Genomic DNA, 16,023 nt, shown 5'->3' with positions numbered 1-16,023 from the left:
TCAGCGGACCAGGCGCAGCAGCCCGTCGGGCGCCACCCCGAACCGCTCCCCCAGCCGGGTGAGCAGGTCGGCGAGCCAGTCCGCCTCGGCCGGGGCGGCCCGTTCCAGTCGCATCCGGCGCATCCGCACCGGCGCCGCCCGCAGGTCGCGCAGCTCGCCGGTGGCGGCGTCGAGGGTCGGCAGCCAGAGCAGCCGCAGCTCCGGCCGGTACGCCTCCTGACCGCTGATCCCCTCGTAGTCGTCGATCAGGTCGCCGCAGCCGTACAGGATCAGCCGACCGTGGTGCACCTCCACCGGCCGCGGGTGGTGCGAGGAGTGCCCGTGCAGCACGTCGACCCCCGCGTCGAGCAGCCGGCGCGCGAACGCGCGCTGCTCCGCCGGCACGTCGTACCCCCAGTTGGACCCCCAGTGCACGGAGACCACCACCCGGTCCGCCGGCCCGGCCTGGGCGCGGATCCGCTCGGCGAGGGCGTCGGCCGAGGCGGCGGAGACCTCCGGCAGGTAGGCGACGCCGGGCCCGTCCGGGCTCGCGGCCCAGGTCGACGGCACCCCGCTGGACGGCGCGGCGACCGAGAAGACCAGCAGGCCTCGGCCTCCCGCGAGCACCGTCCGGGCCGGCCGCCACGCCGACGCGGCGTCCCGGCCGGCGCCGACGCTCGCGACGCCGGCGGCCGTCAGCGCGTCGAGCGTGTCGGTGAGGCCGACCGGCCCGAAGTCGAGCACGTGGTTGTTGGCCAACGCGCACACGTCGATGCCGGCCGCGGTGAGGCACGGCAGGTTGCCAGGGTGCATCCGGTAGTGCACGGCCTTGCCCGGCGCGTGCCTCCCGCGTCCGGTCACCGCCGTCTCCAGGTTGACGATCCGCACGTCCGGCCGCACATCGTCCAGGAGCGCCAGGGCGTCGCCCCACGGCCAGGCCGGCGGCACCGGTCGGGGCACGGGCCCGTTGACCCGCTCGGCCAGGCCGACGTACTCGCGCGCGTCGTGGACCAGCTCCTCCCACAGCTCAGGCGGCCCCGGGTGGGGCAGCACCGCGTCCACGCCGCGGCCGGTCATCACGTCCCCGGCGAGGAAGAGGGTCAGCGCGTCGTCGGCCATGCGGGCGCTTTCCCGCCCGGGCGCCGCCCGCACCTGCCAGATCGGGCTCGGGCCGCGCACGGCGCCGCCGACGGAATCCGTGGCTCGTCCGGCCGGTCGGCTGGCTATCGTGGGGCGACCCGTGGCCGCCCCGAGGAGCATCCGTGACGCAGACCCGATCCGCGCACCCCTGGTACCGGCGGATGACGGCCCGCCGCCCGGACGAGCCGCACCGCACGGCCACGCCGCTGGAGCTCTTCTTCGACCTGTGTTTCGTGGTGGCGGTGGCGCAGGCGGCCGCCAGCCTGCACCACGACGTGTCGGAGGACCACATCGGTCACGCGGTGACCAGCTACCTGATGGTGTTCTTCGCGATCTGGTGGTCCTGGATGAACTTCACCTGGTTCGCCTCCGCGTACGACACGGACGACGACGTCTACCGGATCACCACGCTGGTGCAGATCGCCGGCGCGCTGATCATCGCCGCCGGTGTGCCGCGTGCCTTCACCGAGGGCGACTTCACCGCGATCACCTACGGGTACGTGGTGATGCGGCTGGCCGCGGTGGCGCACTGGATCCGCGCGGCGGCCGGCGACCCCGACCACCGTGTCGCCGCGATCCGGTACGCGATCGGGGTCACCGTCGTGCAGTCGGGCTGGTTGCTCCGGCTGTTCCTGCCCGAGGACTGGCGGCTGGCCTCGTTCCTGGTGCTGGCGCTCGCCGACGTCCTGGTCCCGGTGTTCGCCGAGCGGTCCGGGATGACCCCGTGGCACCCGCGGCACATCGTCGAGCGGTATGGCCTGTTCACCCTGATCGTCCTCGGCGAGGCGGTGCTGGCCATCTCGCTGGCCATCCAGACCGGGGTGGACGCCGGTGAGCACGGCCTCTGGTCACTCGCCGCGGCCGGCGCGGTGATCGTGTTCGCGCTGTGGTGGGTCTACTTCGACCGGCCGGTCGAGGTGTCGACCCGGCTGCGCGATTCGCTGGTCTGGGGGTACGGCCACTACCTGATCTTCGCTTCGATCGCCGCCGTCGGTGCGGGCCTGGCGGTGGCGGTCGACCACGAGCGGCACACGGCGCACGTCTCCGGCACCGTCGTCGGGTACGCGGTAGCCGTGCCGGTCGCGGTCTACCTGCTCGTGGTCTGGGCGGTGCACGTCCGCCGGCGGGATCGCGGGCTGCTGGTCACGGCCTTCCCGATCACCGCGGCTCTGACGCTGCTCGCCCCGCTCGGCCCCGCGCCGGTGCACCTCGTGGCGGCGCTGCTGTTCCTTCTGGTGGTGGTCACCGTGCTGGCCCGCCGGCCGCTCAACGCGCGGACCGGCGAGGAAGCGGATGCCGCGGCGGCCGGCCCGCTGGCGTCCTGACCGACGGAGCAGCGGGACGACACCCGGCTCGCGGCCCTCAGCCCGCCTCCGGGGCGGGTCGGCGCCGGGTGGCGTCGCGGGGGTCGTCGATGGTCGCCGTGAGACTCTCCCCTGCGCCGGCCTGGTCGCCGGTCGTGATCGGTGCGGCGTCGGCGGGCGCGGCCCAGAAGTCGAGCAGCAGCCGGTGGAACTCCTCGGCCCGTTCGATCTGCGGCATGTGCCCGCAGTCGCGGAACAGGTGGGTGCGGGCCCGCGGCAGCCGGGCGCGGGCGGCGTCGAGGTGGGCCGCCGGCAGGATCAGGTCGCGGTCGCCCCAGACGACCAGCGTCGGCACGTCCAACTCCGCCACCCGGGTCAGCAGCTCCTCCCGCCACTGTGGCCGGGCGCCGCGGAAGCCGCCCAGGCTCCGCAGGGTCTCCAGCATGACCCGCGCGGCGTAGGGCTGGCGGGCGACCTCCAGGGCGTACGCGATCCGCTCGGCGGTCGCGAACGCCGGGTCGTGGAAGAGCGCCCGTTCGACGCGCCGGGCGGCGTTCCGGTTGGGACGCAGCAGCATCCGGCCCAGCGGGCGCAGCGCAAGCAGCCGCAGCGCCAGGGTCACCTCCCGGCCGAAGCCAGCGCTGCCGACCAGCGCGAGGCTGGCGACCCGCGCCGGTTCGGTGACGGCCAGCTGCATGGCGACCGCGCCGCCGAGCGAGTTGCCGACCATGTGCGCGGGCCGGTCGACGCCGACCGCGTCGAGGTAGTCGCCGACGAAGCGGGCCAGCCCCGGTAGGCCGTGCGGCCCGGCCATCGGCAGCGACCCGCCGTAGCCGGGCAGGTCGACGCTGTGCACTCGGAACCCCTGTGCGAGCAGCTCGTGCTGTTCGGTGAAGTCGCGCAGGGTCCGGCCGATGCCGTGCAGCAGCACCACCGGCGGGCCGTCGCCGTCGACCCGGTGGCGGACCCGGCGCCCGGCGACGGTGACGTGGCGGGGGCGGTCCGGGGTGCTCACGGAGGCGGCCGTTCCGTTCGCGGCGGCGGGGTTCGCACGGTCGGCGCTCACGCTGACTCCCTGGCGGTGTCGGCGGTCGGCGCCGGGGCGGACCGCGGGGTGGGTACGGCGGCCGCCGGCGCCGGCGGGGTCGGCGCGGTGGTGACGCCCGGCGCCGAGCCGATGGTCGTGCGCTTGAGACCGAGGGCGAGGACCCGGTGGTACGAGGCCGGCGCCACCCGGACCAACAGGTCCGGGAGCTTCGCAGACCAGCCGATCAGCACCCGGCCCCGGCGTCGGGAGACGGCCCGCAGGATCACCTCGGCGGCCCTGGCCGGCGGGATGGTGAGCAGCTTCTCGAACTGCCGCCGGCCCCGCTCGTACTCGGTGTGGTCGACACCGCTGCCGATCCGGGCGTTGGCCGCGATGCGGGTGTTGATGCCGCCGGGGTGCACCGAGGTGACCCCGATCCCGTTCTCGGCGAGCTCGGGCCGCAACGCCTCGGTGAAGCCCCGGACGGCGAACTTGCTCGCCGAGTAGGCGGTCTGCCCGGGCGGCGCCATCAGCCCGAAGAGGCTGGACACGTTGACCAGGTGTGCGCCGGACTCGGCCTTCAGCGCGGGCAGCAGCGCGTGGGTCAGCTGCGCCACGGCCCGGAAGTTGATGTCGACGACCCAGCTGAACTCCTCGAAGGTCACCTGGTCGAAGCGGCCGCCGAGGGCCACTCCGGCGTTGTTGATCAGCAGCCGGACCCGCGGGTGCCGCTGCCGGACCTCGGCGGCCACCCGGGCCGTCGCCGCCGGATCGGCCAGGTCGACCAGGTAGGTGGCGAGCTGGCGGTCGGGGTACGCGGCGCGCAGGGCCGAGGCCACGCCGTCGAGCCGGGCGGCGTCCCGGTCGAGCAGGACGAGGTGGCTGCCGCGGCGGACCAGCGCGTGGGCCAGGGCTTCGCCGATGCCGCTGGCGGCGCCGGTGACCAGGGCGGTGCCGTCGGCGAAGTCGAATCTACGCACGGAGCGCGCTCCTCTCCTGGCTGCCCGCGCGGGAGAACCGCACGCCGGAGTCGGCGAGCCGGCCGTGCCGCATCAGCAGCACGTCCCGCGGGTAGTTCTGGTACAGCCGCCAGGGCGCGGAGGCGCCCTGCTTGGGCAACGCATCCAGGCTACGCAGCACGTACCCGGCCTGGAGGTCGATCAGCGGCACCCGGTCCTCGCCGGGCGGCGGCAGCGGGGTGACGATCTGCTGCCCGGTGCGGTCCAGGTGCCGCAGCAACCGGCAGACGTACGTGGCGACCAGGTCCGCCTTCAGCGTCCAGGAGGCGTTGGTGTAGCCGATGGTCATGGCGAGGTTCGGCACGCCGGAGAGCATCATGCCCTTGTAGGCGACGGTGCCGGCCAGGTCGACCGCCGCGCCGTCGACGGTGAGGGTCATGCCGCCGAGGGCGAGCAGGTTCAGCCCGGTGGCGGTGACCACGACGTCGGCGGGCAGCTCCGCACCGGAGGCCAGGCGGACGCCGTGCTCGGTGAAGGTGTCGACGGTGTCGGTGACCACCGACGCCCGGCCGGCCTGCACGGCGGTGAAGAGGTCGCCGTCGGGCACGATGCAGAGCCGCTGGTCCCAGGGGTCGTAGCGGGGGGCGAAGTGCCGGTCGAGGTCGTAGCCGACCGGGAGGCGACGCCGGGCGGCCCGGCGCAGCAGCCTCTTCATGAGGCCGGGGGCGCGCCGGCTGAACTGGTAGCTGGCGCTGGTGAGCAGGACGTTCTTCCACCGCACCACGGGGTACGCGGCCCGCGCCGACAGCCGGCGCCGCAGCGCGTCGGCGAACCGGTCGCGCGACGGCAACGGCAGGATGTACGTGGGCGAGCGCTGGAGCATGGTCACGTGGGCGGCGCGCTCGGCCACCGCGGGCACCAGGGTGACCGCCGTGGCGCCGCTGCCGATCACCACGACCCGCTTGCCACCGTGGTCCAGGTCGGACGGCCAGTGCTGCGGGTGGACCAGCCGCCCGGCGAACCGGTCGACGCCGGGGAAGGCGGGGGTGTAGCCCTCGTCGTAGCGGTAGTAGCCGGAGCAGACGTAGAGGAAGGCGCAGGTCAGCTCGACGGTTTCGGCGGTGTCCTCCCGGTGGGCGTGCACCGTCCAGCGGGCGGTGGTGCTGTCCCACGCGGCGCGGACCACTCGGTGCCGGAACCGGATGTGCGCGTCCACGCCGTATTCCCGGGCGGTCTCCCGGACGTAGTCGCGGATCGCGTCGCCGTCGGCGATCGCCTTCGGGTTGGTCCACGGCTTGAAGGAGTAGCCGAGGGTGAACATGTCCGAGTCGGACCGGACACCGGGGTAGCGGAACAGGTCCCAGGTGCCGCCGATGGCGTCGCGGGCCTCCAGCACCGCGTACGTCCGGCCCGGGCAGCTGCGCTGGAGGTGGCAGGCGGCGCCGACGCCGGACAGCCCGGCGCCGACGATGAGCACGTCGACGTGGTCGGAGGCCATGGCATCTCCCGATGGTGGCGGTGGACCGGACCTTATCCACCACCGTCGACGCCGGTCAACACCCTGTCGACTCACTCGACAGGGTGTTGAACCGCGATAGGATCGACGGCCATGACGACCGTCCGTGCCGCCGGCGGGAGTGCGACCCCGCGCGGACGGCGGGCCGCCCGGTCCGCCGGCGACCACCGCGAGCTGGCGATCCTCCGCACCGCCGAGCGGCTGCTGGAACGGCGGCCGTTCGCCGAGATCTCCATCGACGACCTGGCCCGCGGCGCCGGGATCTCCCGCCCGACGTTCTACTTCTACTTCCCCTCCAAGGACGCGGTGCTGCTCACGCTGCTCGACCGGGTGACCGAGGAGGCCGACGCGGCGGCCGGCGACGTCCTGGACCGGCTGGCGGAGGACCCGCGGGCCCGCTGGCGGGAGCTGATCAGCCGGTTCCACGACACGTTCCAGGCCCACAAGGCGGTGACGTTGGCCTGCGCGCAGGTGCGTGGCACCAACGCCGAGGTGCGCCGGCTCTGGGCGGCGGTGCTGGAACGGTGGGTGCAGGCCACCGAGACGGCCATCCGGGCCGAGCGGGAGCGCGGCGCGGCCCCGGGCGGCCCACCCGCCCGGGACCTCGCCATCGCGCTGAACTCGATGAACGAACGCGTCATCTACGCCGCGTTCGCCGCCGACGGGCCCGCCGTCGCCGGGCCGGACGTGGTGGACGTGCTGCTCGACGTGTGGTTGTCGGCGATCTACCGCAGCACCACACCCCCACCCGCCTGACCCGGGCCGCGCCGGGTGAAGTCCATCGTCCAGTTGGTCTCCCAGGTGCGTTCGCCGTCGGTGGAGAACGCCTGCTCCCAGCGGCACGAGGTCTCGGTGATCCCGGACCAGATGAACCTGCACCGCACTGGCCGGCCCTCGTCCACGTCGTCGGCGTAGAAGGTGCCCACGCCGTCGACGAACCGGCCGACCACCGGCGGCAGCTCCAGCACCCCGTGCCGGCTGTTCATCCAGTAAATCGACCAGGTGCCGGCGGCCGGGTCGGAGATCCGGACGGTGGCGCCGGAGAAGCCCCTGGTCGGAAAGGTGATCTCGTCGAAGCTGCCGGCGCCGCCGAAGAAGCTGCCGGCGACCGAGACGCCGGGGAACTCGTCCCACTCGTCGCTGCCCACGTGCCGCTTGGTCAGCCGCCGGTTGACCACGTCCCAGGTGCCGACGAAGAAGTCGAAGTCGCCCATCAGAGGCCCACCGGCCCCTCGGCGCGGCTGTCGGCCAGGTACGCCTCGACGTCCGGCCGCTGCGGGGCGAGCACGTGCCGGATCCAGGCGGCCCGCTCGTGCTCCAGCACGCCCAGCTCCCAGACGCAGCCCACGCCCGGCCGATCGAGCGGGACGAAGTGGCTCGGGTCCTCGTCCGGGCAGTCCAGCGCCGGCTGACCGGCCACGGCGATCCGCACCTCGACCACGTTGTCCCAGGTCCAGCAGTACGCCAGCAGGTAGGCGCCGGTGTCCGCGCCCCGGTGCAGCACCACCCAGCCGGCGGGCGGGGTGCCGTCGGGTCCCGGGAGCAGGCTCGGCAGCAGGTCGTACGCCGCTTTCTCCACCTCCGGTTCGATCGGTCGGTCGGGTTGGTCGATGTGGTAGCGCTTGAGCTGCCGGCCGGTCACCGTGACCGGTCCCAGGACGCGCAGGTCCTTGTCGCGAAATGCCATGCCCGGGACGGTACGGACGCTCCCCTGACACGTACTGTCAGTGGAGTGCGGGCCAGTCGACTTCTCTCCGTCCTGCTGCTCCTGCAGGCGCACGGCCGGATGACCGCCGGCCAGCTCGCCGAGCGGCTGGAGGTCTCCACCCGGACCATCTACCGGGACGTGGAGTCCCTGCACGCCGCCGGCATCCCGCTCTACGGCGAGGCGGGGCACGCCGGCGGCTATCAGCTGGTCGACGGGTGGCGGACCCGGCTGACCGGTCTGACCGCCGAGGAGGCGGACCGGCTCTTCCTGGCCGGCCTGCCCGGGCCGGCCGACGAGTTGGGCGACGGCGCCGTGGTGGCCGCGCTCCAGCTCAAGCTGCACGCCGCGCTGCCGCCGCCGCTGCGGGAGCGGGCCACGCTGCTCCAGCAACGGTTCCACCTGGACACCCCCGGCTGGTACGCGGACGGCGACCCCTCGCCGCACCTTGCGCCCACCGCCGACGCGGTGTGGCGGCAGCGCCGGGTCGAGGTCCGCTACCGCAGCTGGACCGGCGAGGTGACCCGCGTGCTGGAGCCGTACGGGCTGGTGCTCAAGGGCGGCCGGTGGTATGTGGTGGCCGCCCGGCCGGACCGGGCCGAGCCGGCGACCTACCGGGTCAACCAGATCCTCGCGCTGTCCCCGCTGGACGAGGGATTCGACCGGCCGGCCGACTTCGACCTGCCCGCCTGGTGGCACGCGCACGTACGGGAGTTCCGGGCACGGCTACACCGCGACGAGGCGATCGTCCGGCTCTCCCCCGCCGGCCGGGACCGGCTCCGCGAGATCGCCAGCGACGTCGTGGTGACCGCGGTGGACGCCAGCGCCGAGCCACCGGACGACGCCGGCTGGGTCACCGCCGTGCTGCCGATCGAGTCGCTCACCCACGCGCACGGCGACCTGCTGCGCCTCGGCGCCGAGGTGGAGGTGCTCGCGCCCGCGGCGCTGCGCGACCGGCTGGCCGCCACCGCCGCCGGGCTGGCCCGCCTGTACGGCACGGCCGGGTGACCTCTACCTCCACTGTGGAGTCTGGTGGGGACATCGATTGTCGGCGTGATGTGCCACCCTGGGACGGGTCGACGAGGTCACCGGAGGTGAGAGTCACGCTACGGCTGCGCGCACTGGTCGCCGTGCCCGGCACCGGGCCGGTCACCTTCGACGTGCCGGCCGGCGGGACGACCGCCCTGGTGGCCCCGCCCCGGACGGGCACCGCGATCGCCCGGGTGCTGGCCGGGCTCGCCACCCCGCTCGCCGGGCGGATCCTGGTCGGCGAGCGGGACGTCACCGCCCTGCCGCCGCCCCGCCGGCAGATCGGCTACGTCCCGGCCGGCGGCGCGCTGCTGCCCCAACTCACCGTGCGCCGCAACATCGAGTACGGGCAGCGCAGGCGCGAGCGGGTCCGCGAGATGGCCGACGACTGGGCGACCACGGTGATCGACCGGCTGGAGCTGGCGCCGACCCTCGCCCTGCTGCCCCACCTGCTCTCCGACGCCCAGCGGTTCCGGGTCGCCCTCGCCCGCGCCGCCGCCTGCCTGCCGGAGGTGCTCGTGGTGGACCTGCCGACCGGGATGGCCGGCGGCGGCCGGCTCGGCGACCTCGTCCCCCGGCTCTCCCCGCCGGACGCGCCGGGGGTCGCCGTGCTGGTCTGCACCGCCGACCCTGCCACCCTGGACGAGATCCCCGACCGGGTCGAGGTCGTCACCGAGGCGGCGGGCCGGTGACGGTCGCGTTGCTCCGCCGTACGCTGCTGCGGGCCGCCGCCGCCGGCGCCACGACGGCCGTGACCGGCTGCACCGGCGGGCAGCGGTCGGTCCAGGTGGCGGTGGTCTGGAGCGGCGGCGAGCTGGCCCGGTTCCGTGAGGTGGTGGCCGGCTACGACGCGCCCGTGCAGGTGATCAGCGCCGGGAACGACATCGACGCGTTCCTGCGTGCCCGGCACCTCGCCGGCACCAGTCCCGACGTGGCGATCCTGCCCCGGCCTGGCCTGGTCACCGAGTACGCCCGGCGGGGCTGGCTGAGGTCGCTGGCCGCCGGCCCCGGCTACGCCGTGCCCGGCGACCTCGGCGGCCTGCTCAGTGACGACGGGCAGCGCTACGGCGTCTGGGTGAAGGCCGCGCACAAGTCGCTCTTCTGGCACCTGCCCGCCGTGCTGCCGCAGCCGCCGGCCAGCTGGGACGACCTGGTGGCGCTGACCCGCCGGCTCGGCGCGCGGGCCCGCCGCGGCGACGGCCCGGCGCCCCTGGCGATCGGCGCGGCCGACGGTTGGGTGCTCACCGACTGGTTCGAGAACGTCCTGGCCGACCTGGCGCCCACCGGCTACGACGGGCTGGCCGGCCCGGCCGCCGACTGGCAGGGCCGACCGGTACGGGACGCCCTCGACCGGCTCGCCGAGATCTGGAGCATCGACGGCGCCTTTCCCGGCGGCGCTCGCCGCGCGCTGCTCACCCAGTACGAGGAGTCGGTGATCCAGGTGGTGCACGCCCGCCGGGCGGCGATGGTCTTCGAGGGCGACTTCGTCGACGACGTGGTGCGGCGGTTCCGTCGCGGGTCGCAGGAGCCGTCGACGTTCCGCTTCCCCGGCACCCGGCCGGGCGGCGGCCCGCTCATCGTCGGCGGCGACGCCGCCGTGGCGTTCGCCCCCACCGGGGTGGACCTGGTCGGCTGGCTCACCGACCCCGCCGCGTTCCGGCCCTGGCTACGCGCCGGTGGCTACCTCTCGCCGAACGTCAGCGTCCCTCTCGACAGCTACGCGGATCCGGTCCGGCGCCGCCTGGCCGGCGAGATGCGGACGGCCGGGACCCTCCGGTTCGACCTCTCCGACCAACTGCCCGGCCCGTTCACCGGCTCCGACGGCGTCGGCATCTGGCGGATCATGCAGGACTTCTTCGCCGACGTGACCGGCGGGGTGCGTGCCGCCGAGGCGGTGCGCCGGGCCACCGGTCAGCTCGCCGCGGCTGCGCGCAGCGCGGGCGGTGGGCGATGAGCCGGGCGCCGGTGCTCGGCGAGCTGGCCGTGCTGGACGACGTCGGGCCGCCCCGTCGCGGCCGGGCCTACCCGGCGGCGGGCGCGACCTCGGCCCTGCTGCTGCCGGCGGCGCTGCTGCTCGGCGGGCTGGTGCTCTGGCCGGTGCTGCGGACGGTGCACGCCAGCGTCACCACCGACGGCGACTGGGTCGGGGCGGCGCACTTCCGGGCCGCGCTGGCCGCGCCGGGCACCGGCGCGGTGGTCGGCCGCACCGTGCTCTGGGCGCTGCTCGTGCCGGCCGTGGTGACCGGGTTGGGCTACATGCTCGCCGCCGCGTCCCGCCGCTCGCAGGAGGGCGGGCTGGTCCGCCTGATCCTGGTGGTGCCGATCGCGCTGCCGCTGGTGGTCACCGGGGTCACCTTCCGGCTGATGTACGACCCGGACCCGTCCCGCGGGCTGGCCACGCTGATCGCCGCGCGGCTGACCGGCCGCTCCGCCGAGGACGCGCCGCAACTGCTCGGCCCGGGCCTGGTCACCGTGGCCCTGATGTCGGCCTTCGTCTGGGCCTGGGTGGGGCTGGCCGTGCTCGTGTTCCGGGCCGCGCTGGACCGGGTGCCGCCGAGCCTCGCCGACGCGGTCCGCGCCTACGGGGGCGGCCGTCGGCACATGCTCTGGGACGCGCAGTGGCGGCCGCTGCTGCTGCGTACCGTCGCGGTGGTCTTCGCCCTGGTGGCCCTCGGCACCAGCCGGACGTTCGACCTGATCCTGGTGATGACGCCCGGTTCGGTGCGCGAGGAGGCGGCCGTGCTGGCCCTGCGGGTCTGGCAGACCTCCGGCGGCACCACCACCGGCGAGGGCGCGGCGCTCGGCGTGGTCTGGCTGGTGGCCGTGGCCGCCGGCATGCTGGTGGCGGCGCTGTTCGTCCGACAGGCGTGGCCGCCGCCGCGCCCCGTCGAGCCGCCCGACCCCGACCCTTCGCCCGCCCCGCCGCCACGGCTGTTCCGGCTCCTCGCCGCCGGCGCCGCGGTGGCCTGGCTGGTGCCGCTCGGCGTGCTCGTGGCCACGTCCCTGCACGGCGAGGTGGACGCCGCGGCCGAGGGCTGGTGGTCGACGCCGCCCAGCCTGGCCTCCTACGGGGACCTGGTCAGCGGGTCCGAGCTGTGGCGGGCGCTCACGTTCACGCTGGTGCTGGCCACCGTGGTCACCGCCGCCGTGCTGGCCGTCGCGCTGCTCGCCGCGTACCCGTTGGCGTGGCTGACCGGGCCGACCGCGCAGGCCACCGGCCTGCTACTGATGGCCGCCAGCATCGTGCCGGTGCAGGTGATCGCCGGGCCGGTCAACGAGGTGCTCGGCGTGGCGCTCTCCTCCGGCACCGCCCGCGGCCTGGCGCTGGTGCACGTGGCGCTGGGCGTGCCGTTCGCGGTCCTGGTGCTGCGCAACGCCTTCGCCGACCTGCCGGCCGAACAGGTACGCGGCGCGCGGTTCGGCGGGCGGCACTGGTGGGGCACGCTGCGCCGGCTGGCCCGGCACAACCGGCCGGCGATCGTCGCGGTGTCCGTGCTGGAGTTCGTGCAGGTCTGGAACGACCTCGTGGTCGGCCTTCTGTTCAGCGGCCCGGACGCCGCGCCGCTGGGGCTCTTCCTGGCCGGGCAGACCCGCGGCTTCGTGGCCAACAGCGGCGCGCTCGCCGCCGGCTCGGTGATCGCCTCGGTGCTGCCGGTGCTGCTGGTCGTGCTGGCCCGCCGGCACCTCGTCGCCGGCCTGGTCTCCGGCGGTGTGCGGTGACCGGCCCGACCGGCTCCGGCGGCCGGCCGCCCCGCTGGCCCGTGCTGGTCGCCATCGGCACGCTGGTCAGTGGCGTGCTGGCCAATGTGGCCAGCAACCTCCTCTCCGAGCTGGCCGACAGCGTGCTCGGGCCGGCGAGCATCGTGCTGCTTGTCACCGGCGCGGTCGGCGGGGTCGTCTGGGAGGTCTACCGCCGCCGGGGTGGCCCACCGGTCGGCGCCGAGCCGACGGAGATCGTCGCCGCGCCGGCCACCGGCGCGCCGACGCTGCCCTACCCGGCCGGCTTCACCGGGCGGGGCGAGCACGTCGAGTCGATCGTCGCGCTGCTCGCCCGGGAGCACGCGGTGGCCGTGCTGGGTCGGCGCGCGGTCGGCACCTCGGCGTGCGCGGTGCAGGCGGCCAACCTGTGCCGGGAGGACTTCCCGGACGGGCTGTTCTACCTCGACCTGCGCCCCGGCGGCCGGCCCCGCCCGGCCCGGCAGGTGCTCACCGCGCTGGCCCGCATCCTGGGCACCACCCCGCCGACGTCCGGTCGGCCGGACGCGCTCGGCGAGGCGGCCGACGCGCTGCGCCGGCAACTCGACGGGCGCCGGATCCTGCTGGTGCTGGACAATGTGGACCGACCGGACCAGGTGCGGCCGCTGCTGCCGCCGACCGCGCGGACCTGTCGGCTGCTGCTCGCGGGCGGTCCCGCCCTGGCGGGCCTCGAGGGCGTGGTGGCGCACTGGATCGCCGAGCCCGGCCCGGCCGAGGCGGTCGAGCTGTTCGCCGCCGCCGGGCAGGCCGCGCCCGCCGCCCGCGCCCGGCGGGCCGACCCGCGTACCGACCCGGCGGTGCGGTCGATCGTCGACCTGTGCGGGCGGCAGCCCCGGACGGTCCGCGCGCTCGGCTACCGCACCGCGCAGCACGGCTGGCGGCACGCCGACGTGCTGGAGGCGCTGCGCCGGGCGGTCGAGACGCCGCCGCACCAGCGGATCAGCGTCTCCCCGGCCGCCCGGCTGGTCACCGAGCGGGACACCGCCTACCGGGTCCTGTCCGCCGAGGCGCGGCGGCTGCACCGGCTGATGTCGCTCAGCCCCGCCCCGGTCGACCGGCCGACCATCGCGGCGCTGGCCGACCGCCGCCCGGAGCGGGTGGCCGCGCTCCTCGACGAGCTGGCCGCGGCGGCGTTCGTGGTCGGCGCGCCCGGCGACCGCTACGAGATCCCCCCGCTGCTCGCCGGCTACGCCCGGCTGCACCTGCGCGACGCCGAACCGGCGCGCCGGCGGGTCGCCGCCCAGGCCCGGCTGACCCGGCACCTGGCCCGGCAGGCCGAGCGGCACGCGGCGAACCTCGCCGCGCTCGGGTCGCCGCCGGACCGGGAGTGGTCGCTGCCGCTGGACGACGACCCGTACGGCTGGTTCGACCTGCACCAGGAGCTGCTGCTGGCGGTGGTGCGGGTGCCGGCCGGCGCGGCGGAGACGCTGCCCCGGCGGGTGCGCCGCTGGTGGTTCCGGCTGGCCGTGGCGCTCTGCGGGTGGCTGGCGCACGCCGAGCGGCTGCACGAGTGGGAGCAGGTGTGCCGCACCGTCCTCGCCACCCCGACCGCCGACGACCGACCGGAGATCGCCGGCTGGGCGCACAACGAGCTGGGCGTGCTGCGCCGGCGCCGGCACGACCCGCAGGGCGCCGCCGCCGCGCTCACCCTCGCCGTGGCCGAACGCGGCCGGCGCGGCACCGCACAGGCGCGGATGAACCTCGGCCTGGCCCTGCTCGACCTCGGCCAGCTCGACGACGCGGTCGAGCACCTGGAGCTGTCCCGGCGGCACCGCTCCGGGGCCGACCGGGCCGGGCACGCGCTCACCGACCTGGGGCTGGGCGCCGCCCGGCTGGCCCGGGGCGAGCTGGACGCCGCCCACCACCACCTGGTCCGGGCCGCGAACACGTTCCGGTCGCTCGGCGACGCCCGGGGCTACGCCGCCGCGCTGACCAACCTCGTGCTGGTGCACGCCGGTGTGGGCGAACACCTCGACGCGGCGCAGGCGTGGCGGGCGGCGCTGCGCGAGTACGAGTCGGTGAGCGACCCGACCAGCCGGGCCGCCGCGCTGCTCAACGCGGGGGCCACCCTGCTGAGCACCAGCCCGGGTCAGGCGCGGCAGGCGTACGAGATGCTCGCCGAGAGCCGGCGGCTGCGCGAGGCGGGCCGTCCCACCGCCGGGCTCGGCCGGACCCTGCTCTACCTGGGCGACGCGGCGGCGGCCCTGGGCGACCCGGACGAGGCGCACCGGCACTGGGTGGACGCGACGGCCGTCTGCGAGGAGGTGGGCGACGCCGAGGGGCAGGCGGCGGCGGACACTCGCCTGGCCCCCGACGAGCCCGCGACCGACGAGACGCCCCTACCCGCCTGACCGCGCCGCAGTCACCGCCGCAAGGACCCGCCCGGCGCCCCCGCGCCGCTGCCGAGCCCCGCCCCCTCCAAGATCGCGCCACTTCACTGAATTAGTGGCCTCGGGCCGTCGCGGAGACCACTGGTTCCACGAAGTAGCGCGATCTTGGCGACTGCCCGGTCGGGATGGGCGTTGCGTCGGTCGGGACTGGCGGCCTGGCGGAGGTGCGGCCTAGACGAAGTCCCGCCAGAACGGGACGTCGGCCTGCGGGTCGCCGGTCCGCTTCACGGCGGGGCCGCCGAACTCCCGGTGGATGTACTCCGCCAGGTCGTGTCCGTAGTGGATGATGTCCGTCTGGTACATCGACAGGACCGGGTGGCCGTACGTGCCACGTCCGGCGGGCAGGTAACGATGCCCGAACACCGGCACCATCTGCGGCACGGCACGCAGGTACGGCGCCGCGACGGCGACCGCCGTCCGCCTGCTCTCCGGGCGCTCGCCCCAGCTCTCGTGCCAGTAGCCGTTGTGCTCGACGTCAAACCGCACCCCGCTGACCGGCCAGTCGAGGGACTCGCGCAACGCGGCCGGATCGCCGTCGGGCCAGTCCGGCCAGGAGTCCCCCACCGGAAGAACCGTGGCCAGGAACGCCCGGTGGTCGTCGGCGAACTCGAACCCGAAGGTCCGCTCGACCCGGGTGATCTCGGTGTCGCTCAAACGTCGCCGTACGGTCACGCGGGTCCAGGCCAGGTGCTTGGCCGCCGCCTGCCCCAGGTCCAGGCCCACGCCATCCGTCACCGCGACACGGTAGCGCCGCCGCAGCCCGGGGTCATCCCCGCCCGGCGGCCGTGGAGGAGTCCGGGGTGGTGGTGGCCGGGGCACCACGGTGCCCGGCGGAATGGAATGCTCCCTCGGGTGGAGAAGGCGGAGCCGGTCGTCGTGCAGCTCTACTGCCGCTTGGAGGTCCAGGTCGGGGCGCCGGACGCGGTGGTCGAGCTGGCCGTGCGGCGGCTGCGGGAGGCCGACATCGACTGGTCGGCCGAGCCGGACACCCTCGACGAGGCGATCGCCGAGCTGCGGGGCGACCTGCCGCGGGCGCTGGCCGGCCTGGTCGACCCCGACGGCCCGTTGGCCGGGGTGCCCGGCGTGGAGGTGCTCCGCGGCCGGTGCTGGGCCGAGATCGGCGCGCCGTCCGAGCGGTTCCGGCCGGGCCCGGACACGTCCGGCTGACAGCGGGGACGCGGCGGCCGGGCTCGACCTGGCTCGCGCCGCCACCGTCAC

15 protein-coding genes are annotated in these 16,023 nt (G+C 75.6%); 8 read left to right on the top strand and 7 right to left on the bottom strand.

Annotation, left to right across the window (positions count from 1 at the left end):
* Positions 1-1,098 carry a CapA family protein gene (locus O7603_RS04510; RefSeq protein ID WP_281574422.1) on the bottom strand — a complete coding sequence of 366 codons (1,098 nt, stop codon included), beginning with the start codon at positions 1,096-1,098 and terminating at the stop codon, positions 1-3.
* 143 nt (positions 1,099-1,241) lie between these two features.
* Between O7603_RS04510 and O7603_RS04505 the strand changes: the two genes are divergently transcribed.
* Positions 1,242-2,444 carry a low temperature requirement protein A gene (locus O7603_RS04505; RefSeq protein ID WP_281574421.1) on the top strand — a complete coding sequence of 401 codons (1,203 nt, stop codon included), beginning with the start codon at positions 1,242-1,244 and terminating at the stop codon, positions 2,442-2,444.
* Between the two features lie 37 nt (positions 2,445-2,481).
* Here the strand turns inward: O7603_RS04505 and O7603_RS04500 are convergent, their stop codons facing one another.
* From O7603_RS04500 to O7603_RS04490, 3 genes are read right to left on the bottom strand one after another with little or no spacing between them, the layout of a single operon-like run.
* Positions 2,482-3,489 carry an alpha/beta fold hydrolase gene (locus O7603_RS04500; RefSeq protein ID WP_281574420.1) on the bottom strand — a complete coding sequence of 336 codons (1,008 nt, stop codon included), beginning with the start codon at positions 3,487-3,489 and terminating at the stop codon, positions 2,482-2,484.
* On the bottom strand, positions 3,486-4,430 hold the full coding sequence (locus tag O7603_RS04495; RefSeq protein WP_281574419.1) for an SDR family NAD(P)-dependent oxidoreductase: 945 nt from the start codon (positions 4,428-4,430) through the stop codon (positions 3,486-3,488). Before O7603_RS04495 ends, O7603_RS04500 begins: the two co-directional genes overlap by 4 nt.
* A complete protein-coding gene (locus O7603_RS04490) occupies positions 4,423-5,907 on the bottom strand; it encodes an NAD(P)/FAD-dependent oxidoreductase (RefSeq protein ID WP_281574418.1) in 1,485 nt (494 codons plus the stop codon). Before O7603_RS04490 ends, O7603_RS04495 begins: the two co-directional genes overlap by 8 nt.
* A 111-nt stretch (positions 5,908-6,018) precedes the next feature.
* Here O7603_RS04490 and O7603_RS04485 point away from each other — a divergent pair, with 111 nt between their 5' ends.
* Complete coding sequence (locus O7603_RS04485) at positions 6,019-6,681, top strand: TetR/AcrR family transcriptional regulator (RefSeq protein WP_281574417.1); 663 nt, start codon at positions 6,019-6,021, stop codon at positions 6,679-6,681.
* On the opposite strand, the gene O7603_RS04480 is transcribed toward O7603_RS04485, so the two are convergent.
* Both O7603_RS04480 and O7603_RS04475 read right to left on the bottom strand, forming a co-directional pair.
* The gene (locus tag O7603_RS04480; RefSeq protein WP_281574416.1) at positions 6,651-7,139 is read right to left on the bottom strand and encodes a hypothetical protein; all 489 of its coding nucleotides are present in this window, start codon (positions 7,137-7,139) and stop codon (positions 6,651-6,653) included. The genes O7603_RS04485 and O7603_RS04480 overlap by 31 nt on opposite strands.
* Positions 7,139-7,612: a hypothetical protein gene (locus O7603_RS04475; RefSeq protein WP_281574415.1), complete on the bottom strand. Its 474-nt coding sequence runs from the start codon at positions 7,610-7,612 to the stop codon at positions 7,139-7,141. Before O7603_RS04475 ends, O7603_RS04480 begins: the two co-directional genes overlap by 1 nt.
* Before the next feature lie 45 nt (positions 7,613-7,657).
* On the opposite strand from O7603_RS04475, the gene O7603_RS04470 reads away from it, so the two are divergent.
* The 5 genes from O7603_RS04470 to O7603_RS04450 all read left to right on the top strand — a co-directional run bounded on the left by O7603_RS04470 (position 7,658) and on the right by O7603_RS04450 (position 14,766).
* Positions 7,658-8,638, top strand: coding sequence for a WYL domain-containing protein (locus tag O7603_RS04470; protein WP_281574414.1), 981 nt, complete (start codon positions 7,658-7,660; stop codon positions 8,636-8,638).
* 86 nt (positions 8,639-8,724) lie between these two features.
* Entirely contained in the window at positions 8,725-9,351 is a 627-nt protein-coding gene (locus O7603_RS04465; protein ID WP_281574413.1) for an ATP-binding cassette domain-containing protein, read from the top strand.
* A complete protein-coding gene (locus O7603_RS04460; RefSeq protein ID WP_281574412.1) occupies positions 9,348-10,613 on the top strand; it encodes an extracellular solute-binding protein in 1,266 nt (421 codons plus the stop codon). Before O7603_RS04465 ends, O7603_RS04460 begins: the two co-directional genes overlap by 4 nt.
* A complete protein-coding gene (locus tag O7603_RS04455; RefSeq protein ID WP_281574411.1) occupies positions 10,610-12,379 on the top strand; it encodes an ABC transporter permease subunit in 1,770 nt (589 codons plus the stop codon). Before O7603_RS04460 ends, O7603_RS04455 begins: the two co-directional genes overlap by 4 nt.
* On the top strand, positions 12,376-14,766 hold the full coding sequence (locus O7603_RS04450) for a tetratricopeptide repeat protein (protein WP_281574410.1): 2,391 nt from the start codon (positions 12,376-12,378) through the stop codon (positions 14,764-14,766). Before O7603_RS04455 ends, O7603_RS04450 begins: the two co-directional genes overlap by 4 nt.
* A 210-nt stretch (positions 14,767-14,976) precedes the next feature.
* Here O7603_RS04450 and O7603_RS04445 read toward each other — a convergent pair whose 3' ends face one another.
* Complete coding sequence (locus O7603_RS04445; protein WP_281576593.1) at positions 14,977-15,459, bottom strand: hypothetical protein; 483 nt, start codon at positions 15,457-15,459, stop codon at positions 14,977-14,979.
* A 198-nt stretch (positions 15,460-15,657) separates the two neighbouring features.
* Between O7603_RS04445 and O7603_RS04440 the strand changes: the two genes are divergently transcribed.
* Complete coding sequence (locus O7603_RS04440; RefSeq protein ID WP_281574409.1) at positions 15,658-15,972, top strand: hypothetical protein; 315 nt, start codon at positions 15,658-15,660, stop codon at positions 15,970-15,972.
* Positions 15,973-16,023: the final 51 nt, after the last annotated feature.

Source organism: Micromonospora sp. WMMD812 (genome assembly GCF_027497215.1).
GTDB lineage: Bacteria > Actinomycetota > Actinomycetes > Mycobacteriales > Micromonosporaceae > Micromonospora.
Note: the sequence above shows the minus strand (reverse complement) of the source record. Positions and strands in the feature narration are given on the sequence as shown.

Excerpts from the sequence above, each read along its gene's own strand:
- O7603_RS04510 (WP_281574422.1), bottom strand. The coding sequence starts at position 1,098 with ATGGCCGACGACGCGCTGACCCTCTTCCTCGCCGGGGACGTGATGACC.
- O7603_RS04490 (WP_281574418.1), bottom strand. The coding sequence starts at position 5,907 with ATGGCCTCCGACCACGTCGACGTGCTCATCGTCGGCGCCGGGCTGTCC.
- O7603_RS04485 (WP_281574417.1), top strand. The coding sequence starts at position 6,019 with ATGACGACCGTCCGTGCCGCCGGCGGGAGTGCGACCCCGCGCGGACGG.
- O7603_RS04480 (WP_281574416.1), bottom strand. The coding sequence starts at position 7,139 with ATGGGCGACTTCGACTTCTTCGTCGGCACCTGGGACGTGGTCAACCGG.
- O7603_RS04475 (WP_281574415.1), bottom strand. The coding sequence starts at position 7,612 with ATGGCATTTCGCGACAAGGACCTGCGCGTCCTGGGACCGGTCACGGTG.
- O7603_RS04455 (WP_281574411.1), top strand. The coding sequence starts at position 10,610 with ATGAGCCGGGCGCCGGTGCTCGGCGAGCTGGCCGTGCTGGACGACGTC.